The sequence below is a fragment of the Acinetobacter sp. CIP 102637 genome, assembly GCF_000368425.1.
Classification (GTDB): domain Bacteria; phylum Pseudomonadota; class Gammaproteobacteria; order Pseudomonadales; family Moraxellaceae; genus Acinetobacter; species Acinetobacter parvus.
The window spans coordinates 248,706-270,247 of the sequence record NZ_KB849434.1; the positions used below are offsets into that span (position 1 = coordinate 248,706).

Sequence of the window (21,542 nt, forward strand, 5' to 3'; positions counted from 1 at the left end):
TCAATCTAATATTGGACTTTTATCGTAATTTATAAGAAAAAACCCATAACAAGGTATGGGTCCTGTTTATATGCCTGGGAATGGGTACTAGAAATAATAATGCTGCACCAATGCCGAAATACCCACAACAAGGAAGATCACGGCACCAATTTTATGAATCAATGAGATGGGGAGCTTATCTGCCAGTTTATCGCCAATAAATACTGCTGGCGCATTGGCAATCATCATCCCTACCGTTGTTCCACACATCACCCAAAACACACTGTCAAAACGTGCCGCAAGGGCAACCGTGGCAATCTGGGTTTTATCACCAATTTCTGCCAGAAAAAACAGGATAAAGGTTGCACCAAACACACCAAATCTCTGCCATTTATTGATGCTTTCAGTTTCATCACTCAGTTCATCTGGGATCAGCATCCAGATCGCCATGCCAATAAAACCAAGGGCAAGAATCCACAATAGAATTTCAGGACTCAATACTGTAGTGATCCATTGTCCCAACACAGCCGAAAGACCATGATTGATGGTGGTAGCCAGTAAAATGGCAATTAAGATGGGAATCGGTTTACGAAAACGCGCCGCAAGCAGCAATGCCAGCAGTTGGGTCTTGTCACCCATTTCAGCAAGGGCAACAACTGAGGTGGAGATGAGAAATTCATACATGGTTGAATGCTCTGGCTAGCAAAATATACCGATGACCTATCCCTCCTGCTAGCCAAAATCAAATGGATTGATTGCAGAGTGATAAATCAAAGGTCTTGCCAACAAAAGCACAGCTGAAAAGCTGTTTTTGGTTCTTTGCTATGATGACCATGTTCTGTTGAACAATTATGTTGATCATCACCTCTCTACTTTGCGTAAAGAGCGGCTACTCCCCAATGAAGTGGTTTTATTTTACCAAAGAATTAAATCGTTTTAAATCATCAAACCCAAAATTTTTGGTAAGCCCAGATCAACACACGAAAACAACCCAGTAAAAAAGCCAAATAGACACTCAGGCCAAGAAAACCAAAGCTGCCCCAGCCACTTGCGCCACCCATATGCTGTGCCTGATATTCCATTGCCATGACCACCGTCGCCACCAGCATTTCCAACCCCATGACCACATACATCACCCAATTGCATGGAAAATGCAGGAAGCTGACCCACAATCCCATCAGGATAAAAACAATGAGTAGCAATGGCAGCATCACCCGCTAAATCACCAACATCCTTGCACCAATTCTAAAAATTGTTTTGAATAATGAATTTTTATTTTATCGCAATTGCCAAATAAATGATCATCATAAAAAGAAAAACCCGCCTGAGCGAGGTATTCTTAAATCAATTATTCGTTAGAGCAACAAACTTCGAATATCTTTTAATAGCTTGGTCAATTTATTAGTAAAACGCGCCGCATCCGCACCATTAATCACCCGATGGTCATAGGACAGTGACAGAGGTAACATCAAACGAGGATCAAAGTCTTTGCCATTCCACACAGGCTGCATGGTTGCAGGTGAGATACCCAGAATTGCCACTTGAGGCCAGTTCACCAATGGCGTAAACGCTGTTCCACCAATACTACCCAGACTGGTAATGGTAAAGTTGGCCCCTTGTAGGTCTTTTGGTGATAACTTACGATCACGCGCTTTTTGACTTAGCTCAGCCAATTCCATCGCGATTTGCTTAATGGATTTCTGGTCAGGATTACGCAATACAGGAACGGTCAATCCATCAGGGGTTGCCACCGCAATGCCCATATGAATTTCGTTACGCAGCAGCACCGACTTCTGGTCATCTGCCAAGTGCCCAGCAAAATAAGGCTCCTCTTTCAGCAAATGGGCAACCGCTTTGGCAATAAAGGCCAGGATGGTCAAGCTAATGCCCTGCTTTTTAAAGCCGTCTTTAAGTTCGCCGCGCCATGCTTCCAGTTCAGTGATATCCGCCAAGTCAAACTGTGTCACTTGAGGGATGAAGTTATTTAATGACAATTGCGGCACAGACACCTGCTGCAAGCGTGTCATTGCCTTTACTTCACCACCGCCAAAGGCACTAAAATCTGGTAATGCTGGTAAACCAGCAGTGACTGCTGCCGCTTGGGATGAGGACGCAGCCTGTGGCACGGTGAGTCGTGTTTTCACATAGGCAAACACATCTTCTTTCATCACACGGCCATGCTCACCCGAAGCTTTTACCTGAGCAAGCACCACTCCCAGTTCACGCGCCAGTTTACGCACGGCGGGGCCTGCATAGACTTTGGCATTATCTGCTTCCTGTGCCTTGGTCAGTTTCTCTGTCTGCACAGGAGTGGCTGGTGTCGATGCTGTCGGTTGTGGCTTCGCTGTGGCTTTACTTTCTGCTGGAGCCGCTGCCTTGGGCTTTGCTGGGGCAACCTCCTCGCCACTCACCTCAATGATTGCCAGCGCCATGCCCTGACGGACTTCCTGATTCGGTGACACATGGATGGCTTTCACAATACCCGCAGATGGGCTTGGCACCTCAACCGAGGCCTTATCAGACTCAACCACACACAGGCTTTGCTGTGCTTCGACATGGTCACCCACATTCACCAGAATTTCTGAAACCAATGCCTTTTCCACACCCAGATCAGGCACGGTAATTTCCAGTTTACCTGTTTCTGTACTGGACGAGTCAATGTCCTGCGTTTTATCTGGTTTGGTTTCTGGTTCAGATGGCGTATCGGTGTGTGTAGTCTTGACCTGAATCAATACCACACCCTCCTTAACGCTGTCGCCCTCCTTGATCTGGACCGACTCAACAATACCAGCAACTGTACTGGGTACTTCCACTGTAGCTTTGTCCGACTCAACCACCACAATGCTCTGTTCAGGTTCAATCTGATCACCGACTTTCACCAGCACTTCCGCAACCAGCGCCTTTTCCACGCCAATATCTGGAACTTTCACATCAAGCACTTGGCTGGAAGCTGCTGCCTGAGTAGTTTCAACTGCTGGCTTAGCTTCTGGTTCTGCTTCCACCACAGGCTTTTGTTCTGCTTTTGCTGCATCGGACTCTGGCTTATCCTGCGCAGGTGATTCAGCAGTTTGAGATTCATCTTCCAGCTCGATCAGTGCTACGCCCTCGGTAACTTGATCGCCTTGCTGAACCAAAATATTTTTGACGATGCCTGCCTTGGTGCTTGGCACTTCGACCGTTGCCTTGTCGGACTCCAGCACCAAAAGGCTGTCATCAACCGCAACATGATCACCGACTTTCACCAGAATTTCCGCAACCAGCGCCTTATCTACGCCAATATCAGGTGTTTGGATTTGCATAATCAGTTCCCCTCACCTGCTTGATATTCATGATATTCAGCCACCGCCTGCACCTGAGGATGCTCTTGCGGTGCCCATGCCACTGGACGATCTGTATCCAGCTCAAATGATGAAATCGCATCCTTGACCAGACGGTTTTCCACCTCACCTTCATCTGCCAGTTTCTTCAGGGTTGCTACCACGATATGGGCCGCATCTACACCGAAATAACTACGCAGGTTGCCACGGGTATCCGAACGGCCATAACCATCGGTACCCAAAGTCACGTATGGACGGTTGTCTGGTAGATAGCCACGGATTTGCTCGCTGTAGGCACGCATATGGTCTGTCGCAGAAACCACAATACCATCAGTATGGCGTAACTGTTTTGATACCCATGACTCTTGTGCTGTCTCTGTCAGTGGATGTAGACGGTTATATTCATCACATGCCATCCCATCACGCGCCAGCTCATTAAAACTGGTGACACTCCACACATTGGAATGAATTTGATATTCATCACGCAAAATTTTCGCGGCTTTAATCACTTCACGCAGAATCACACCTGAACCGAGCAATTGAACAGTTGCCTGCTCATCTTTCTCTAATAAATACATGCCGCGTTTAATGCCCTCTTCAACCCCCGCTGGCATTTCAGGATGCTCATAGTTTTCATTCATCACCGTAAGATAATAGAACACCCGCTCCTGATCCTGATACATGCGCTTCAGGCCATCATGCACAATCACCGCAAGCTCATAACCAAAGCAGGGATCATAGGCAACACAGTTTGGAATGGTACTCGCCAGAATATGAGAATGGCCATCCTGATGCTGCAGGCCCTCACCGTTCAGTGTGGTACGGCCAGCGGTTGCGCCAAGCAGGAAGCCCTGCGCCTGTGCATCACCCGCTGCCCATGCAATGTCACCAATACGCTGGAAACCAAACATGGAGTAGTACATATAAATTGGAATCATCGGCAGGTTATTGGTTGAATAACTGGTGCCCAATGCCGCCCATGCGCTCATTGCACCCGCCTCGTTGATGCCTTCCTGTAGCATGTGGCCATCTTTGGCCTCACGGTAGTTCATGAGTTGCTCATTGTCTTCGGGCGTATATTTCTGTCCGTGTGCCGCATAAATGCCCAGTTGACGGAACATCCCCTCCAGACCAAAGGTACGTGCCTCATCGGGTACGATCGGCACCACATGGTCCTTGATGGCCTTTTCCTTCAATAATGCCGAGATCAGGCGCACCATCAGCATGGTGGTGGACTGCTGCTTCTCACCACTGCCTTTCAATACAGCATCAAAAATGGAAAGCTCTGGAATTGGTAGAGAGGTGCTGTTCTTACGGCGCGCAGGCAGGTAACCCCCCAACGCCTCACGGCGTGCTTTCATATATTTCAGCTCAGGCGAGTTTTCCGCTGGGCGATAGAATGGCAGCTCTTCAAGCTGTTCATCATTGATCGGCAGATTAAAACGGTCACGTACATACTTCAATGAATCAAGCTGCATTTTCTTGATCTGGTGGGTTTTATTGACCGCCTCGACTTCATCGGACAAACCATAGCCTTTAACTGTCTTGGCTAAAATAACGGTTGGCTGTCCCTTGCTCTTGGTTGCCTCCGCATAGGCGGCATAGACCTTGTATGGATCATGTCCACCACGGTTGAGTGCATCAATATCTTCATCACTGAGATTCTTGATCAGTTCAGCCGCTTCTGGATATTTGCCAAAGAAGTTTTCACGGGCATAGGCACCACCTTTCACCTGATAGCGCTGGTAATCGCCATCCACTGCTTCTTCCATACGTGCCTTTAATGCCCCTGAAGTGTCCTGGGCAAGTAACGGGTCCCAGTGACGACCCCAGACCACCTTAATCACACGCCATCCAGCGCCACGGAAAATCGACTCCAGTTCCTGAATAATCTTGCCATTGCCGCGCACTGGTCCATCCAGACGCTGCAAGTTGCAGTTCACCACCCAAACCAAATTATCCAGCTTCTCACGACCCGCCAGTGAAATGGCACCCAGGCTTTCAGGCTCATCCATTTCTCCATCACCCAGATAAGCCCAAACCTTGCGGTCTTCTTCCTTGATCAGGCCACGATTCATCAGGTATTTTTGAATGTGTGCCTGATAGATCGACATAATGGGGCCAAGCCCCATCGACACGGTTGGGAACTGCCAATAGTCAGGCATCAGGTAGGGATGCGGATAACTTGGGAGACCATTACCCCCCACCTCACGGCGGAAATTATTGAGCTGTTCTTCGGTTAAACGGCCTTCCAGAAAAGAACGCGCGTAGATACCAGGTGCACAATGGCCCTGATAATAAATCATGTCACCGCCGAAATTATCCGAGGCGGCACGGAAGAAATGGTTAAAGCCCACATCATACAAGGTGGCGGAGGATGCGAAGCTGGCAAGATGTCCGCCGAGGTCATCGCCGGTTTTATTGGCACGCAACACCATCGCCAGGGCATTCCAGCGAATCAGGGCGCGAATACGGCGCTCCATGTCCTGGTCACCTGGCATCGCAGGTTGCTCTTCAACTGAAATGGTGTTGAGGTAAGGTGTATTGAGACGTTGGATTGGAACATGTTTTGCAATTGCCCGTTGATATAGTTTTTCTAGTAAGAAAGCGGCGCGTTCCGTGCCCATATGTTGTAGTACTGAATCAAATGCTTCTTGCCATTCCTGGGTTTCCTGCGCGTCAGAGTCGCCATAAAACGCCATACAATTCACCTTTTCCCTTAAGTCATTTTGTCGGTACTATTTCTATCATGTTTTACTTTGATAAGGGTATTGCCCCAGATGAATATAAAACTCCTTATTATTTTCTTACTAAATAGTCATTGACCTAATTCAAACAAAAATAAAAAAAATCGCCAATAAGGCGATTTTTCAGAGTATTTATATAAAACTATTAACAAATTAAATTACGGTAACATTGCAAGATAGGTTGATGGATTTTTACGTTGACCATCCTTAACCACTTCAAAATGTAAATGTGGTCCTGTACAACGGCCTGTACAACCGACATTGGCAATATGCTCACCTGCATTGATACGGTCGCCTGCATTCACCAATAGGCGTGATGCATGGGCATAGCGAGTGATATAGCCATTGCCATGATCAATTTCAACATATTGCCCATAACCTGTACCCCAACCCGATTTGGTTACCACACCTGCACCTGTAGAGTAGATTGGTGTACCTGATGGTGCCGATAAATCAACACCTGAATGATGACGGGTTGAACCCAATAAGGTTCGGGTTCCCCAAGTGGAACTCACACGTCCTTCCTGTAATGGATGGCTCACCATCCACGAATAACCTGTGTTTGCAGAGAATGTCGGTGCATTGTCCTGAGGGGAGATTGCTGAACGACCATACTTCTTCTCTATGGTTGCGTTGTTCAGTTCAATGGTTTTTTCACGTAGTTTAAGAGACACGTTCGAAATGGCTGGCAGATCCAGATCATCTGGATGAGTATATGAACCCTGTGCCAAGGTTTGCGACAACTGTTCTAAACGGTCACCCTCTGTTGCCTGGGTGATATTCTGGTAGTCTGCAAAAGCAACTGAAGCAGCTGAAGCAGCCAATGAAAATGCCAGTAAAATACGACGCGTATGATGCATAAAAAACCTCTTGAAACCGTCCTTAAAAAGTCCCTTTATCATCTGTTCCTTGATCAGAGTCGAACTAAACGCTTAAGATGGACACACAACCTCCGAGGAAGTTCACATGTCTGAACCTAGCAACGTTTTTCAACAAAAAGGACAACACGTAAAAACTGGAAACTTAACGTTTCTAACGACGCAAGTTACCCAATGGAAACAACTTACCAAAATTATTCAACCCTTGCTGCCCCAACCCGAGCAATGGCAGGTTGTTTGTTATCAACATGGTGTCTTGACCATAACTGGTGAAAATCAAGCAATGATTAGTCAACTCAGTTATTTACAAAGCAACTACGTTGCACAGTTAGCTCAATTAGAAAGCCTCAGAGAATTACGAAAAATTCAAGTTCGCCTAAGAAACAAAATGAATGTTCTTCGTGAACCTCCTCGACTATCTAAAACACTTTCTTCAGAAACCCAAGAGCAGTTACGCAGCGCCGCTGAATATGTGAGCGACCCTAAGCTTAGCCAAGCTTTACTACGTTTGGCAAGCAATAAAAAGTAAATCGCTTATCTTAAGCATTGCAATACAAATCTGCTTATGTGACAAAAATCTCAGTTTACATTGATACAATATAATGTTACCAAGAAAAGACAATGACTTACGTCACACTCACATAAGGAATCGGACAGTCATTCTCGTTATTAAATGTTACAATTTCATAGCAGTCTGGATCATTCTGAACATTGCGCAACAACTGGTTATTCAGCGCATGCCCCGATTTATAACCATCAAACTTGGCAATCACCTGATGTCCCAGCAGATACAGATCACCAACCGCATCCAGAATTTTATGCCTTACAAACTCATCTGCAAAACGCAGTCCTTCTTCATTGACCACGCCTGTATCATCAACGCCAATGGCATTTTCCAGGCTAGCACCAAGTGCCAGGTTGTTGGCTTTCAAGTAATCCAGGTCTTTCATAAAACCAAAGGTTCTTGCCTCACTCACTTCATAAACAAATGTTTCCGTTGAGAAATCAATGGTGGCCGACTGGTATTCCTTGGCAAAAGCAGGATGGTCAAAATCAATAGTGAAATTCAGCTGAAAACCTGCATGGGGGGTAAAGATCGCACGCTTATCATCAAGCAATGCCTCAACAGGTTTTAAAATGCGAATAAACTTTTTGGCGGCATCTTGCTCGGCAAGTTCACCCTGCATGAGCAAATAAATAAATGGTCCCGCACTGCCATCCATGATGGGTACTTCAGAGGCAGACACCTCAACAATCAGGTTGTCGATGCCAAGCCCTGCTATCGCACTCATGACATGCTCAATGGTTCCCACCTTAATGTCTTCACGGACAAGGTTGGAACACATGAATGCTTCCTGGATCAGCAAGGCATTTGCAGGGATGTCAACAGGTGGGTTCAGGTCAATGCGGCGAAAGACAATGCCTCCATCAATATGGTGTGGAACAAAATTGATCAGCACTTTTTGACCACTGTGCAGACCAATACCGCTCGCTTTCACCACACGCTTTAGAGTACGTTGTTTCACCATGCCATGCTAACTTCATTTGCAAAAACCGATATAACTTAGCATATTTTGCCATTTTTAAAAAATAAAAAAGGGAGCAATTATTTGCCCCCTTTCTCTAAACATATGATTTTATTATTTACGCTGCTGATTTTTCAAGTAATCCTGAATACTCATAGGCGATGAACGTGGCGTGGAACTCGGTGCCGCGGTTGCAGGCGCCTCAGTCGTGGTACGCTTACTGATCGCAGGTACATCATCTTCATCCACAGGTTGTTGGGTTTGAGCGATTGTTGTTGGCGTATGAGTGACTGTACGTTTTTTGGGTTCGGTATCATTCGCATTACGTGTCAAACCTGTTGCAATTACAGTCACACGCAGTTCATCACGCGCATCAGGATCAAACACTGTACCATAGAAAATTTCACCTTCATCCAAATCAACAATCTGGTTGACTACTTCTGAAATAATGTCAATTTCGCGTCCAGTAATATCTTCGCCACCTGTGATATTCACCAAGGCACCTTTTGCATTGGTGAGGTTCACATTATCAAGCAACGGACTACGGATAGCCTGTTCAGCCGCCTGACGAGCACGATCTTCACCACGTCCTGTACCCGACCCCATCATTGCGTAACCGCGAGTACTCATAGCTGTTTTCAGATCAGCGAAGTCGAGATTCATATGACCATGGTTCACTACAAGATCAAAAATACTCCGTACCGCATTAAGTAATACATCATCTGCCTTTTTATAGGCATCTTTCATTGAAATATCACCATAAACGCTCAGTAAGCGTTGGTTTGGAATAATAATCAATGAATCAACATGCACTTCTAAAGCTTCAATACCTTTTTCTGCTAACTTTTGGCGGCGACGACCTTCAAAATTAAACGGGGTCGTTACAACACCAACTGTCAGAATCCCCATTTCTTTGGCGACCTCTGCAACCACTGGAGCGGCACCTGTACCCGTACCGCCACCCATACCAGCGGTGACAAAGACCATATCGGTGCCTTCAAGGTGCTGGCGAATCACTTCACGACTCTCTTCACCAGAAATTTGCCCCATCTCTGGTTTACCACCACAACCTAAACCACGTGTACTTTGTTCACCAATCTGAATTTTAAAAGGTGCATTCATGCTATCCAGTGCCTGTTTATCTGTATTGGCACAGACAAACTTTACACCCTGAATGTCAGACTGCACCATGTGCTGGACAGCATTACCACCACCACCGCCAACCCCAAATACTGTGAAACGGGCTTGACCGTTGTCATCGTCTAGTTCATCTTCTATAAATTCAAATGAGGCCATGACCTTTAGATTTCCTAATATATAAATGGCAGTTACTTCAGCCCGTTACTGCCCTGATTTTTAAAACAACTGATGTTTAGGATGCTGTTCAATAATACCGAGCTTGTCAAGTCCAGTGACTTACGATTACAACTTCCTAACAATTTCCCCCAAAATCCCTACAACTTAAAAGATCGCTTTCAGTTTGCTGTTCAATGCGTTCCAGCCATTGGCAACCCGATCCATAAAGCTACGGTCATTTGCTTCTTCTGGCTCCTCCACCGCATCCTGCAAGTCACTCTGGCTAAACATCAGCAAACCCGCAGCGGTTGCGTACATGGAACGGCGCAAGGCTGGCAAGTGCTGGTCATCGGCATAAACCTGCAAGGGTGGATTACCGAGGTGTGCGGACACTCCAAGCATACGGCGGGCCAAATTGACCATACCCTCAATCTGGCAGGCATCGCCTGTAAGTACCACTCCATGATACAAGCCATGAATCGCGCCACTATGTTCCAGCTCTTCACGAATTGAGGTGAAGATTTCTTCATAACGTGCAATGATAATTTCTGCAAGCTCAATGCGACTGATGGTTTGTGTGCCATCAATGCCCTGCACCTGAATCATGTGGTCTGGCTTCACCACACTCAGGTCTACACAGCCATGCAGAATCTTGATACGTTCGGCTTCTTCAGTGGTGGTCTGTAAAACAGCGGCAATATCGCGGGTCACATTTTCACCACCACGTTGCAAGGTACGTACTAATGCCAAACGCCCATCAAGATAGACGGCGAGATTGGTAGTGCCAGCGCCAATATCAACCAAACACACGCCATATTCTTTTTCATCTTTGAGCAAACTAGCTTCAGCCGTAGCTAAACTAGATACCACCATTTTCTCTACCCCGATATTCGCACCTTTCATGGCACGATCAAGGTTTTGCATGGTACTAATCGGCATCATCATCAATTGATAATGCCCTGTCATGCTATGCGCCGACATATTGACTGGGTTCTGCACCCACTCACCAGAGTTGCCCAGCTCAAAACCAAGCGGCACCGCACTCGCAAGATAATAATCTGGCGAGATATGGCTGGCTTTTGCCAGTTCCAAAGCCCGCACCACTTCATTGGTTGTAATAATATGATCATGGTTGGACACAGGGGTACGGCCCGAAGCATAAAAACTCTGCAACTCTGTACTTGGAATGGACACCCACGCACTGTGGATACGGCACTCTGCCATATCCTCGGCCTCAGATACCGCATTTTTAATGGCGGCAATCACCTTGTCCAGACTGACAATCTTGCCTTTAACCATACCTCGGTTGCGAGCAGTTGCCATGCCAATGACCTGAATCTTATCTGGCGCATGGATCTTACCAATCAAGACTGAGACCTTATGGGTCCCAATATCAATCGCAACAACCGAGGGAACAGCTTCACTCATTACTTCAATACCATATCTTTTGTTGTGTAGTACGGGGGATAATCTCCCGTTATTTTTAAGCCACGTATTATGGCTTTGCCTGAATTGCACCTGCAAGCTTTGTGTCATCAATCGTTACAACTAACTGACCGTTGACAATCTTGGGCGGTACCGCGTTCTTCCACTGAATGGCAAGGCCATTGCGGTAACGCAGGTCAATCGCCGAGATGTTTGACCATACAGGTTTAAGATCCATTTGTGCCAAATGGCTGAGTCGCTGCAATTTGTTCATGGTCTGGTCCTGATCCACAATGATACGCAGACCCGAATCAAACTGCATAAACCATGTCATGCGCTCGGTTAAATACAGCTCTTTTAAACGCAGGTTCGCTGGATGAAACAACTGGTTGATTTCATTATAGCGACGCATCATCATTTTGGATTGGCTGACTGGACCATGAAGCAGCGGCAGGTTTGGGTGTGTTTTAGGTACTGCCTCGCTAAACACCTCACCGTTGTCACTAAGCAAACGCCCTGTTCCCCAGCGTGCAATTGCGTGGCGTGGCATCACCCGCACCCGAATCGCATTTGGCCAAGCTCGTGACACCACCACACGGTCAACCCATGAGACCTTTAAAGCCTGGTCCCGAATTTGTTCTAAATCTGAAGTAAAGTAGTTGTGTTTAATAATCGGACTTAAGTGCTGTGCCAGCTGTTGATTTTCAACATCTGAATTGGTCCCAACAATCTGCAATTGCGCCACGGTTGCATCAGTCATCACTTTATACAAGCCATAAAGACCGATTGCGAGCACAGCGAAAGCGATCAGCAACAGTATCCACCCTCCCGCATTCACCATTTTTTGCTTGGGTGATGGCGGTTTCTCGTGGATAGAACTGATTGCTGCCCGTGGTTTGCGGCGCATGGATGCAGGAAGTTGAGCCATGAATTAAGCCGACTTCGCCAGGGTTTGCTCTAGGATCGCAACACACAGTTGATCAAAACCATAGCCCACCGCCTGGGCCGCCTTAGGCACCAAAGAGTGGCTGGTCATGCCTGGTACGGTATTCACCTCCAGCAACCAGAAGTTTCCATCCTGGTCCTGCATGGCATCAATACGTCCCCAGCCCTCTGCACCAACCGCCTGAAACGCGCGCAGACAAAGCGCCTGTAGGCTTTTCTCCTCAGCCTCGCTTAAACCACAAGGAATCCCATACTGCACATCATCACGCTGATATTTCGCCTCATAGTCATAAAAGGCAACATCTGCTGGCGGCTGCAAGCGAATCACAGGCAATGGCTGACCATTCAGGAATGAAATGGTAAATTCACGGCCTGTAATCCATTTTTCGGCCATCACCACCGCATCATGCTGTGTGGCTTTTTCAATTGCGTTGGCAAAATCCTCTGCTTTCTCAACCTTGCTCATACCGACACTTGAGCCTTCATGCACAGGCTTGATAATCACAGGCAGGCCTAAATTCGCGATCATCGCATCTAAGTCAGAATCCTTGGTGACGATGCGATAAGGCGCTGTTGGCAAGTCACTGCCTTGCCAGACCTGCTTGGTCTTGACCTTGTCCATGCCAATTGCGGAGCCCTGTACGCCAGTCCCCGTATATGGAATGTTTAGCCATTCAAGAACACCCTGAATCTGGCCATCCTCACCACCACGACCATGCAGCACAATAAAGGCACGGTCATAGCCAACCAGTTCCGTCACGCTACGATTCTGTGGGTCAAATGCCTCTGCCTGTACACCCGAACGCAACAGCGCCTCTAAAACAGCCTGACCACTATCCAGTGACACAGCACGTTCAGCTGATTTCCCACCAAACAACACGGCAACTTTGCCGAATTTTGCAGCATTTGACACGTTTATATCCTTAAAACTGTAAAACTTTTAATATTCACAACACACATTATTTGGCATACAGGCGATGCTGGGCCAATTCTACCGAAATTGCGCCCACGTTACCCGCGCCTTGTGTTAATAACAAGTCATTCGCTTGTAACACTTTTTGTAAAACATTTGGCAAATTACCTTCAACGGGATCAACCAAAATCGGTTCAACTTCACCACGTAAACGAATACTGCGTGCTAAAGCACGGCTATCCGCACCCACAATCGGTTTTTCACCCGCTGGATAGACTTCTAACAATAATAGTTGATCCACCTGCGACAGCACATCGACAAAATCATCGAAACAGTCACGGGTACGGCTGAAACGGTGTGGCTGGAACATCATCACCAAGCGACGGTCTGGGTGGCTGGCACGGGCCGCCTTAATGGTTGCTTCAACCTCTTTTGGATGGTGGCCATAGTCATCCACCAACTTCACCAAACCCTCGCCAACTTCAAACTCACCCTGAACCTGGAAGCGACGGCCGACACCGCTAAAGCCCTCCAATGCGCGACAAATCGCTCCATCAGAAACGCCCTCATCAGTTGCCACACCAATGGCCGCCAATGCATTCAGGACATTATGCAGACCTGGCTGGTTGATGGTGACACGCAATGGCTCACGGTCTTTACGCAACACAGTAAAGTGCGACTGCATGCCATCCTGCACCACCTCAACCGCACGAATATCATTATCCTCACCAAAACCGTAGGTCAGGATTGGACGGCCAATACGCGGCAGAATCTCACGGATATTGGCATCATCACCACAGACCACCGCCAAGCCATAGAACGGCAGGTTATGCAAAAACTGGATGAACGTATCCTTTAACTTGTCAAAGCTACCCTCATAGGTATCCATGTGGTCGGCATCAATATTGGTGACAATCGCCGCCATTGGCTGTAAATACAGGAATGATGCATCCGACTCATCGGCTTCCGCCACAATAAAACGGCTTTCGCCCAGTGCCGCATTAACCCCTGTACTGTTTAGCAAACCGCCAATCACATAGGTTGGATCAAGGTTTTCCTCAGCCAGCATGGTGGTCAACAAGCTGGTGGTGGTGGTTTTACCATGTGTACCCGCAACCGCGATGCCATGACGGTAACGCATCAGTTCACCCAGCATTTCCGCACGGCGCACAATCGGGGTGCGTTGCTCAATGGCCGCCTTGATCTCTGGATTTTCAGGGTCGATTGCCGTTGAAACCACTAATACATTGGCATTCTTAATATTGTCGGCTGAATGCCCAATATAAACCTTGATGCCATTTGCTTCGAGATGCGTGGTGGTTTTGGACTCCTTAATGTCCGAACCCGAAATTTTATAGCCCTGATTTTTTAGAACTTCGGCAATACCACACATCCCTGCACCACCAATACCAACAAAGTGGATATGTTTAATACGGCGCATTTCTGGCACTTTAATCAGCTTTTTGGATTGGTTTGGATTTGTAGGAGACATAGATAAACTCGAATTACAATTTTTTAATCAGATCAACCACATGCTGAGTTGCATTCGGTTGTGCTTGTTGGCGTGCTTTAATTGCCATTTCAGAGAGTAGTTGGCGATTTAATAATGTGGCTAACAACTCATCTAAAACAGCGGGTGTCATGTCTGCTTGCTGGCAAATCTTGGCAGCACCCACATTTGCCAGAAATTTGGCATTAGCCGTCTGATGGTCATCCACCGCAATCGGCAAAGGTACAAAAATTGCCGCAAGGCCCGCGGTCGCCACTTCCGTTACCGTCAAAGCGCCAGCACGACAGATAATCAGGTCAGCCTCACTATATGCCTTTGCCATATCATGAATAAATGGCTCAACCTGCAGCTGTAGGCTTTTAGGCGCATCCTGGTAGCGAACACGGGTTAAATCCTGCTGGTTCTGCCCACATTGGTGAAACACCTTTAAAGGAATATTCACCTTGCTTAACGCCTCAGGCAAACGCTCATTTAAAGCCTGCGCACCCAGAGACCCTCCGACAATCAGAACACTAAGGGGCTGCTGCTCCTGTTCACGGGTCTGATAACGCCATGATGGATTCAAAATCGCAGAAATTTCCGCACGCACAGGATTGCCTGTGGTCACCACTTTATCACTAGTTGGGAAAGTATTTGGAAAAGCCTGACAAACTGTTGTTGCGATACGCGCCAATTGCGTATTGGTAAATCCCGCAATGGCATTTTGCTCATGAATCAGGATCGGAATCCCCAAGATACGTGCAGCCAAACCACCTGGTCCAGCCACATAGCCACCAAAGCCCGCTACCGCATCAACCTTGAGCTGCCGCATATAGCGCATTGCGCTCAGGGTCGCCTTGAGAATCTTGAAAGGTGCGCTGATTTTACGCAACAGGCCATTGCCACGCACACCCTGAATGTCAATTTGATAAATTGGAATATTTTGGTCTTTGAGTAACCGATTTTCCATACCTGTAGGCGTCGCAAGCCACGACACCTGACAGCCTTCCTGTTGAAGTTGTTTTGCAACAGCCAGTGCTGGAAAAACATGCCCACCTGTACCAGCGGCCATCATCATGACATGTTTGGGTTTGTTCTGCGGTGAATTGGTCACGGTCTAATTCTTCAACTCAAAAAAGAAAGTTATCGTCTATTGTTTTCGGAAGTTATTTTAATCCTAAAGCTTCATTCACGAAAAGCGAATTTCACCTGTTTACAACAGAAAGCCCCGCTTTTTTCAATTGTTTATTAAAAACAGGGGAGCACTACATCCCATTGCCCATTTACCTTGCAATCAGCGTCAAAAACAAATGGGCAATTCGGTCAATAAACAGGGAGTCTAGTTCTGTCGTCCAGCCTCAAGCACAGTAAACAAGTCATCGGCAATTGAGGTGCCAAACTGGGCATCAATCTCCCGAATACAGGTTGGACTGGTGACATTAATTTCAGTGACATAATTTCCAATCACATCCAGACCGACAAACACCAGACCCTTTTCACGCAGGAAAGGTCCAACCTTTGCAGCAATCATTTTGTCATTGTCAGTCAGTGGACGTGCCTGCCCCAAACCACCTGCCGCCAGATTGCCACGCACCTCACCATTTTGTGGAATGCGCGCCAGACAATAAGGAACTGGCTCACCATTGACCATCAGGATACGTTTATCGCCTTCGACAATTTCAGGGATATAACGTTGCACCATGATTGGACGTGTTCCCATTTCCGTCAGCATTTCCAGAGTCGAACCAATGTTCACACCGTCCTGATACAGGCGGAAAATTCCCATGCCCCCCATGCCATCCAGAGGTTTCACAATCACATCACCATGCGCCTTGATAAACTCACGAATCAGGCTTTGTTGTGATGTCACCAAGGTCGGAACTTGAAGTTCTGGAAACTGGGTCGCAAACAGCTTTTCATTACAGTCACGTAATGACTGGGGTTTATTGATGATCCATGCACCCTCACGCTCCGCCTGTTCCAAAATGTAGGTAGTGTAGACAAAGTTCATGTCGAATGGTGGGTCTTTACGCATCAGCACCACATCATAAGTAGCAAGTGACTCTTTTTGTTTCTCGCCCAGCTCATAATAATGGCTGTAGTCTTCAAACACCTTTAATGGTGAGATCAGACCGAATGCCTTGCCTTGTTCGATATATAAATCCTGTTGCAGTGCATACCCCAGCTCATGTCCACGACGGCTTGCCGCCCATAGCATTGCCATGGTTGAATCTTTCTTGAGATTCACAGTTTCAATTGGGTCCATCACCACAAGTACACGCATAACCTGACGCTCGTATTTTTAATCTTACCGAAAAGTATAACCAAGTTTTCTGCTTATGGCTGAACAAGTTATGTAAATATTAAATAATAAAAAATCTATTTTATTCAATTAGCTATAACATTATCATCTTTCTTTTTCAATTATGGGCAGGTTTGGGAAATGTTTGACTCGTTTGAGTTCCAGCCAGATACATTTCCCAACATGCGAATACTGCCTTATGACAATAAACGTTGAATATCCTTGGCTATTTTTTCTGGTTTGGTGATTGGCGCATAACGTTTCACCACCTCACCTTTTTGATTGATCAAAAACTTGGTGAAATTCCATTTTATACTGCTTCCCAAAAGACCTTTGGCCTCTGAGGTTAAATACTGATAAAGCGGATGGGCAGTTGGTCCATTGACATCAACCTTGGCAAACATGGGGAATGACACGCCATAGTTGCGCTGACAGAAGCTGCCGATTTCCTCATTGCTTGATGGGTCCTGATTGGCAAACTGGTTACATGGAAACCCCAAAATCACCAAGCCCTGCTGTTGATAGTCCTGATATAGCTTTTCCAGGCCCTCAAACTGTGGGGTTAAACCACACTGGCTTGCAGTGTTCACCACCAGCAGCACTTTGCCTTGATAGTCTGCGAGGTCCTTTTGCTCACCCTCTAAAAGTTCAGCCTGAAAATCATAAATCTTGGTCATAAAAATTCTCTCTGCAATAAAACTTGTGCCATTCCCAAAGTAGCTTTGTTTATTTGTTAAGCTATAGCACAAACAATATTGCACACAACTATATTGTGTGCAAGTTAATTATACGCAATATACTTTTTGCGTTTTTCAATTTATACTAATTTGCAGATATTGCGACTTTAAAAGGACTGGATCATGACTGAGATTGCCTACTTGGAAAATCAAGTCTGTTTTGCCATGTACTCCGCCACCAATGCGATGATTCGTCAATATCGTCCCTTGCTTCAGGAATATGACCTGACCTATCCGCAGTTTATTGTGTTGCTGGCGTTGTATGAAAAAGACAACGTAACCTTGTCTGAAATCGGACAAAAGACTTTTTTTGATTCGGGAACCTTAACGCCGATTATTAAAAAACTGGAAGAAAAGCAGTTTTTAAAGCGTGTTGCGGTTAAAGAAGATGAACGCATGAAAAAAGTCATTTTGCTGGAAAAAGCGCTTTCGGCAAAAGATGAAATTACCCTGATTCCTTTTAAACTCGCCTGCTCTTTGGGTATTGAGCCCAATGATTTGGTGGCGATTCATAATCTATGCCATCGTTTTTTAAAGGGTTTAGAGGATTCTAAACTTGAAAGTTTGGGTGAATAAGTAAATGCAACAGGCCATTGTTGGATTTCATCTGGATAAAGAGAATCATTGGGTAGCAGAGCTTACCTGTGGGCATGGGCAGCATGTATAGTCAAATCATTATAAAACTAATACAATGGTGCAATGAGTTATTCAGAACATTTTAGACGTAAAATTTTAGCTAAGCTTGAGGAAGGTTATTCTATTCGAGCGGTAGCTGCACAATTTGAAATTAATAAAAATACCATTGTTGAATGGAAGAAACGTATAGAGATTAAAAAAACTCGTGTACGTAAACCTTCTAAAATTAACGATGATGCTTTACGTGAAGATGTTGAAAAGTATCCTGATGCTTATCAATATGAACGTGCTGCACGTTTTAATTGTGGTGTTTCATCTATTGGTGCTGCATTAAAGCGCTTAAATATTACAGTTAAAAAAAGACGTTAAGCCATCCTAAAGCAGATACAAGGCTTAGGGATAAATTTATTCAGCAAGTGAATGAATTAGAAAAAAACCACCCGATTATTTATCTGGATGAAAGTGGTTTTAAGTCACATGATTATAGACCTCATGGCTATTCACGAAAAGGAGTACCCTGTTTAGGGCAATATAATTGGCAATTAAAGAATCAGACCAATGCCATTGGAGCAATCCATAAAGGGTATTTATTTTTAGTCGGTTTATTTGACTGCAAAATCAATTCAGATGTTTTTCATTTTTGGATTGAGCAATTCCTCATACCAGCATTACCTGAAAATAGTGTAGTGGTTATGGATAATGCAGCATTTCATAAAAGAGCAGATATTCAGGAGTTATTGGAACAACAAGGGCATAAAATTCTTTGGCTTCCTGCATACAGCCCTGATTTAAATCCTATAGAACAGATGTGGGCATGGGTTAAACGTAAGCGTAAAGAATGGTTGATCGACTCAGTCGATGAGTTATTTCGAGTTTTTTTCGAATCCTGTATGAATAATAAAGTAGTTTGACTATACGCCATGATCCACCTTGGCAAAATCGCCCTTGGGTTTTGACTGAGCAAGGGCGTAATGAAAAATTAGGGGTGATATTGGACTAAGAAGTTTGATGAGATGTGATTCGCATAAGAGATTTTATGTTAAATAATAAAAGGCTCTAACTGAGAGTGAGAGCCTTTATTCTTAAATTTTTTTATCTATTGTGATAAACCATGTGCCGTTATTACGCTCATAAAGTGGTAAATTGCTGTCAATTTTTTGATATCTATAATTTAACTTGGGAGTAAAACCTTTCCACTGCCATTGCTTACGCCAAGTAGCTATACCAAATTCATATTCACTGTCTTTGCGTTGAATACCATACCAAATATTATCTGCTAAAAAATTACGCTTAGAATAACGTATGTTGCTACTAATACCCAATGAGTCCCCAAAGTATAAAAAACCACTTCGTATACCTTTCTTATTGGATGATTCTGCTTCGTCCGCTAAGCGATCTTGCATCCAGTCTAAGCCACTATATATGAGTAATTTTGATTTCGGTTGATACAGCATCAATGCAGCCTGACTATTAGCATGACCATTATAATATTGTGCAAGATCTGAATCCTGATATCGTTTTTGGATATGAGATGTATTAGCAGAGACTTGCCAACGATCTGATAATAATCGGTTATATTCTAATCCTGCACCATAGTTATGACTGTAACGACTATCACCTAGTATATTTTGCCCAATAAATGGAATTATGCCTAAGGATTGCTTAAGATCTTTATACTTGTAACCAGTATCGATACGTAAGGTTTGCTCACTAAATTCTGTATTATCCCAATAATAAATACCGTTTAATGTTGCATTAAAATATACATAATGATTGCTCATCATATTTTGTTCACGTGATGCATTCAGCGTATAACCGATACCTTCTGCCTTTTGTGGTAGTGATTCCTGATCACGTATGAAAGTTGCTTCTCCAATAGAAATCTCTTTTATACTCGATGTTTGATTAACATTATCTGTTTTTTCAAAATTAAAATTTACGTTTGGTTGCCATCCTTGAGACTCTTCCATAGTACTCAATAGCTGATCTATTAATGCTTGGATCTGAGTAGGAAGAAAAGGTCTTACTGCTCTAAATTCATTTTTAGCTTCAGTATATTGTTTATTTTCAAATAACATCATGGCTAGATCAAAACGGGGATAATATAAATTTGGATTCTTTGTAATAATCTCTTGGTACATTTCTATGGCTTTCTTTTGCTTTCCTTGAAAACGATATAAAGCACCTAAGCCATATTCGTATAAAATGTGATCGTAATTATCAGTTTTTCTGTATTTATCTAGTAGTTTCTCAAGTTCTTTCCAGTCTTTATGAATAATTGCTTGATTAATATAATCTTCTAAACTTGAGTTTGGAGGTAGTGTAGAAAGATTTAAATCTTTATCTACTGTTTTTTTAAGTAATAATTCAGGTTGAATAAATGAATCTTGCTCAAAAAATACCGTTTGAGCTGGTAGTAATTCTTGAGAAAATGCAGTGCTAGAAAATGTTACTGAAAGAATGACTAAATATTTGATATTCATCAAATGGCTACCAATAGAATGACAAAAACCGTCTGAAAATATAGTTAATTTCAGACGGTCTATAGATAAGTGGGGACTAAAATAAGATTTTATTTAGTAATTTCACCACGGGTACCGCCAAAACCAACGGTATCTTTACCATTAAAGATAACTTTACCAGCAATTTCTTCAGCTTTTTTGCCATAAAAGTCTAATGAATATGTACCAGTATTAGTTAATTGTTTAGCTGTTGAAGTGATTCCAGTTCCAGAAATAGAACCTTGTTCTAGGCTAATAGTATTACCTAAGCCAGTGATTGATCCTGAACCTAAGCGATCAGTAAAGTTAATATTATAATCTAAAGTACCTTCAGCCAATTTCGATGTTGTCGAAATAGATGGGATCATTCCGCTGTAATCAATAGTTGTCGTATCAATATAAGCACCATTAAATGCTTTACCTGTATAAGTAGCAGTACCTAAAGTTGGTATTGCATCAACAGTTGTTTTCAAACCTTGGATTTTAATATTAGATGTACGATCATCGCTTATTAATGCGCCAGTCTTATTGTTATAAGAAAGATCGCCAGAATAATTACCTAAAACAACAGAATAGGGCTGATTATAAACAACAGACTGTGTACCCGATGCTGTAGTTATATTATTAGATTTAGCTTTCCCACCATTAAAATTAGCTGTAATCGTGTTAATTGGGTAGTAACTAGTAAGACCTTTTGCGTCATCAATTTCTTTTTGCTTTTCAGCAGCAGCCTTCTCAGCAGCAGCCTTTTCAGCAGCAGCCTTCTCAGCAGCAGCTTTCTCAGCAGCAGCCTTTTCAGCAGCAGCCTTCTCAGCAGCAGCCTTTTCAGCAGCAGCCTTCTCAGCAGCAGC

20 protein-coding genes, 2 pseudogenes and 1 riboswitch are annotated in these 21,542 nt (G+C 44.6%); of the genes and pseudogenes, 6 read left to right on the forward strand and 16 right to left on the reverse strand.

Annotated elements, in window-relative coordinates:
* Positions 1 to 87: 87 nt before the first annotated feature.
* The 5 genes from F967_RS01575 to F967_RS01595 all read right to left on the reverse strand — a co-directional run bounded on the left by F967_RS01575 (position 88) and on the right by F967_RS01595 (position 6,903).
* The gene (locus F967_RS01575; protein WP_004760439.1) at positions 88 to 663 is read right to left on the reverse strand and encodes a TMEM165/GDT1 family protein; all 576 of its coding nucleotides are present in this window, start codon (positions 661 to 663) and stop codon (positions 88 to 90) included.
* A gap of 85 nt (positions 664 to 748) precedes the next feature.
* A riboswitch (yybP-ykoY riboswitch) is annotated at positions 749 to 889 on the reverse strand.
* A gap of 34 nt (positions 890 to 923) precedes the next feature.
* Complete coding sequence (locus F967_RS01580; protein ID WP_004760437.1) at positions 924 to 1,190, reverse strand: hypothetical protein; 267 nt, start codon at positions 1,188 to 1,190, stop codon at positions 924 to 926.
* 144 nt (positions 1,191 to 1,334) lie between these two features.
* Positions 1,335 to 3,278: a 2-oxo acid dehydrogenase subunit E2 gene (locus F967_RS01585; RefSeq protein WP_004760435.1), complete on the reverse strand. Its 1,944-nt coding sequence runs from the start codon at positions 3,276 to 3,278 to the stop codon at positions 1,335 to 1,337.
* Between the two features lie 2 nt (positions 3,279 to 3,280).
* A complete protein-coding gene (gene aceE / locus F967_RS01590; RefSeq protein ID WP_004760433.1) occupies positions 3,281 to 5,998 on the reverse strand; it encodes a pyruvate dehydrogenase (acetyl-transferring), homodimeric type in 2,718 nt (905 codons plus the stop codon).
* A 203-nt stretch (positions 5,999 to 6,201) separates the two neighbouring features.
* Positions 6,202 to 6,903 carry a M23 family metallopeptidase gene (locus F967_RS01595; protein WP_004760432.1) on the reverse strand — a complete coding sequence of 234 codons (702 nt, stop codon included), beginning with the start codon at positions 6,901 to 6,903 and terminating at the stop codon, positions 6,202 to 6,204.
* Positions 6,904 to 7,009: 106 nt separating this feature from the next.
* Here F967_RS01595 and F967_RS01600 point away from each other — a divergent pair, with 106 nt between their 5' ends.
* Positions 7,010 to 7,450: a hypothetical protein gene (locus tag F967_RS01600; protein ID WP_004760430.1), complete on the forward strand. Its 441-nt coding sequence runs from the start codon at positions 7,010 to 7,012 to the stop codon at positions 7,448 to 7,450.
* A 97-nt stretch (positions 7,451 to 7,547) separates the two neighbouring features.
* Here the strand turns inward: F967_RS01600 and lpxC are convergent, their stop codons facing one another.
* From lpxC to F967_RS01645, 9 genes are all read right to left on the reverse strand, one after another.
* Positions 7,548 to 8,450 carry a UDP-3-O-acyl-N-acetylglucosamine deacetylase gene (lpxC, locus tag F967_RS01605; RefSeq protein WP_004760429.1) on the reverse strand — a complete coding sequence of 301 codons (903 nt, stop codon included), beginning with the start codon at positions 8,448 to 8,450 and terminating at the stop codon, positions 7,548 to 7,550.
* Between the two features lie 111 nt (positions 8,451 to 8,561).
* Complete coding sequence (ftsZ, locus tag F967_RS01610) at positions 8,562 to 9,743, reverse strand: cell division protein FtsZ (RefSeq protein ID WP_004760428.1); 1,182 nt, start codon at positions 9,741 to 9,743, stop codon at positions 8,562 to 8,564.
* A 165-nt stretch (positions 9,744 to 9,908) separates the two neighbouring features.
* Complete coding sequence (gene ftsA / locus F967_RS01615) at positions 9,909 to 11,171, reverse strand: cell division protein FtsA (protein ID WP_004769958.1); 1,263 nt, start codon at positions 11,169 to 11,171, stop codon at positions 9,909 to 9,911.
* Positions 11,172 to 11,238: 67 nt separating this feature from the next.
* Entirely contained in the window at positions 11,239 to 12,096 is an 858-nt protein-coding gene (locus F967_RS01620) for a cell division protein FtsQ/DivIB (protein ID WP_034430936.1), read from the reverse strand.
* 3 nt (positions 12,097 to 12,099) lie between these two features.
* On the reverse strand, positions 12,100 to 13,026 hold the full coding sequence (locus F967_RS01625) for a D-alanine--D-alanine ligase (protein ID WP_004760422.1): 927 nt from the start codon (positions 13,024 to 13,026) through the stop codon (positions 12,100 to 12,102).
* Between the two features lie 46 nt (positions 13,027 to 13,072).
* The gene (gene murC / locus F967_RS01630) at positions 13,073 to 14,518 is read right to left on the reverse strand and encodes a UDP-N-acetylmuramate--L-alanine ligase (protein WP_004683550.1); all 1,446 of its coding nucleotides are present in this window, start codon (positions 14,516 to 14,518) and stop codon (positions 13,073 to 13,075) included.
* A 13-nt stretch (positions 14,519 to 14,531) separates the two neighbouring features.
* Positions 14,532 to 15,629 carry an undecaprenyldiphospho-muramoylpentapeptide beta-N-acetylglucosaminyltransferase gene (gene murG, locus F967_RS01635; protein WP_081399063.1) on the reverse strand — a complete coding sequence of 366 codons (1,098 nt, stop codon included), beginning with the start codon at positions 15,627 to 15,629 and terminating at the stop codon, positions 14,532 to 14,534.
* Between the two features lie 225 nt (positions 15,630 to 15,854).
* Positions 15,855 to 16,799, reverse strand: a complete 945-nt coding sequence (gene gshB, locus F967_RS01640; protein ID WP_004756907.1) for a glutathione synthase — start codon at positions 16,797 to 16,799, stop codon at positions 15,855 to 15,857.
* 215 nt (positions 16,800 to 17,014) lie between these two features.
* Positions 17,015 to 17,494 (reverse strand): glutathione peroxidase, encoded by a 480-nt coding sequence (locus F967_RS01645; protein WP_004760419.1) that lies wholly within the window; start codon positions 17,492 to 17,494, stop codon positions 17,015 to 17,017.
* Positions 17,495 to 17,677: 183 nt separating this feature from the next.
* Here F967_RS01645 and F967_RS01650 point away from each other — a divergent pair, with 183 nt between their 5' ends.
* The 5 genes and pseudogenes from F967_RS01650 to F967_RS13450 all read left to right on the forward strand — a co-directional run.
* A complete protein-coding gene (locus F967_RS01650; RefSeq protein ID WP_004683555.1) occupies positions 17,678 to 18,130 on the forward strand; it encodes a MarR family winged helix-turn-helix transcriptional regulator in 453 nt (150 codons plus the stop codon).
* A 4-nt stretch (positions 18,131 to 18,134) separates the two neighbouring features.
* A pseudogene (locus F967_RS14025) lies at positions 18,135 to 18,218 on the forward strand (DUF3565 domain-containing protein); the annotation flags it as partial.
* Between the two features lie 35 nt (positions 18,219 to 18,253).
* Positions 18,254 to 18,559: an IS630 transposase-related protein gene (locus tag F967_RS01655; protein WP_000122230.1), complete on the forward strand. Its 306-nt coding sequence runs from the start codon at positions 18,254 to 18,256 to the stop codon at positions 18,557 to 18,559.
* Positions 18,560 to 18,606: 47 nt separating this feature from the next.
* Positions 18,607 to 19,101, forward strand: a complete 495-nt coding sequence (locus F967_RS01660) for an IS630 family transposase (RefSeq protein WP_004797778.1) — start codon at positions 18,607 to 18,609, stop codon at positions 19,099 to 19,101.
* A 2-nt stretch (positions 19,102 to 19,103) separates the two neighbouring features.
* Positions 19,104 to 19,190: pseudogene (locus tag F967_RS13450) on the forward strand (DUF3565 domain-containing protein); the annotation flags it as partial.
* A gap of 82 nt (positions 19,191 to 19,272) precedes the next feature.
* Here F967_RS13450 and F967_RS01665 read toward each other — a convergent pair.
* Together F967_RS01665 and F967_RS14265 are read right to left on the reverse strand one after the other, a co-directional pair.
* Complete coding sequence (locus tag F967_RS01665) at positions 19,273 to 20,673, reverse strand: surface lipoprotein assembly modifier (RefSeq protein ID WP_004797780.1); 1,401 nt, start codon at positions 20,671 to 20,673, stop codon at positions 19,273 to 19,275.
* 89 nt (positions 20,674 to 20,762) lie between these two features.
* Positions 20,763 to 21,542 (reverse strand): Slam-dependent surface lipoprotein (locus F967_RS14265; RefSeq protein ID WP_004797781.1); only part of this gene is annotated, 780 nt, incomplete at its 5' end.

Coding starts and splice junctions, on each gene's coding strand:
- F967_RS01585 (WP_004760435.1), bottom strand. CDS start 3,278: ATGCAAATCCAAACACCTGATATTGGCGTAGATAAGGCGCTGGTTGCG.
- F967_RS01620 (WP_034430936.1), bottom strand. CDS start 12,096: ATGGCTCAACTTCCTGCATCCATGCGCCGCAAACCACGGGCAGCAATC.
- aceE (WP_004760433.1), bottom strand. CDS start 5,998: ATGGCGTTTTATGGCGACTCTGACGCGCAGGAAACCCAGGAATGGCAA.
- F967_RS01645 (WP_004760419.1), bottom strand. CDS start 17,494: ATGACCAAGATTTATGATTTTCAGGCTGAACTTTTAGAGGGTGAGCAA.
- F967_RS01575 (WP_004760439.1), bottom strand. CDS start 663: ATGTATGAATTTCTCATCTCCACCTCAGTTGTTGCCCTTGCTGAAATG.
- F967_RS01665 (WP_004797780.1), bottom strand. CDS start 20,673: ATGAATATCAAATATTTAGTCATTCTTTCAGTAACATTTTCTAGCACT.
- gshB (WP_004756907.1), bottom strand. CDS start 16,799: ATGCGTGTACTTGTGGTGATGGACCCAATTGAAACTGTGAATCTCAAG.
- F967_RS01580 (WP_004760437.1), bottom strand. CDS start 1,190: ATGCTGCCATTGCTACTCATTGTTTTTATCCTGATGGGATTGTGGGTC.
- ftsA (WP_004769958.1), bottom strand. CDS start 11,171: ATGAGTGAAGCTGTTCCCTCGGTTGTTGCGATTGATATTGGGACCCAT.
- F967_RS01595 (WP_004760432.1), bottom strand. CDS start 6,903: ATGCATCATACGCGTCGTATTTTACTGGCATTTTCATTGGCTGCTTCA.
- murC (WP_004683550.1), bottom strand. CDS start 14,518: ATGTCTCCTACAAATCCAAACCAATCCAAAAAGCTGATTAAAGTGCCA.
- F967_RS01650 (WP_004683555.1), top strand. CDS start 17,678: ATGACTGAGATTGCCTACTTGGAAAATCAAGTCTGTTTTGCCATGTAC.
- lpxC (WP_004760429.1), bottom strand. CDS start 8,450: ATGGTGAAACAACGTACTCTAAAGCGTGTGGTGAAAGCGAGCGGTATT.
- ftsZ (WP_004760428.1), bottom strand. CDS start 9,743: ATGGCCTCATTTGAATTTATAGAAGATGAACTAGACGATGACAACGGT.
- F967_RS01655 (WP_000122230.1), top strand. CDS start 18,254: ATGAGTTATTCAGAACATTTTAGACGTAAAATTTTAGCTAAGCTTGAG.
- F967_RS01600 (WP_004760430.1), top strand. CDS start 7,010: ATGTCTGAACCTAGCAACGTTTTTCAACAAAAAGGACAACACGTAAAA.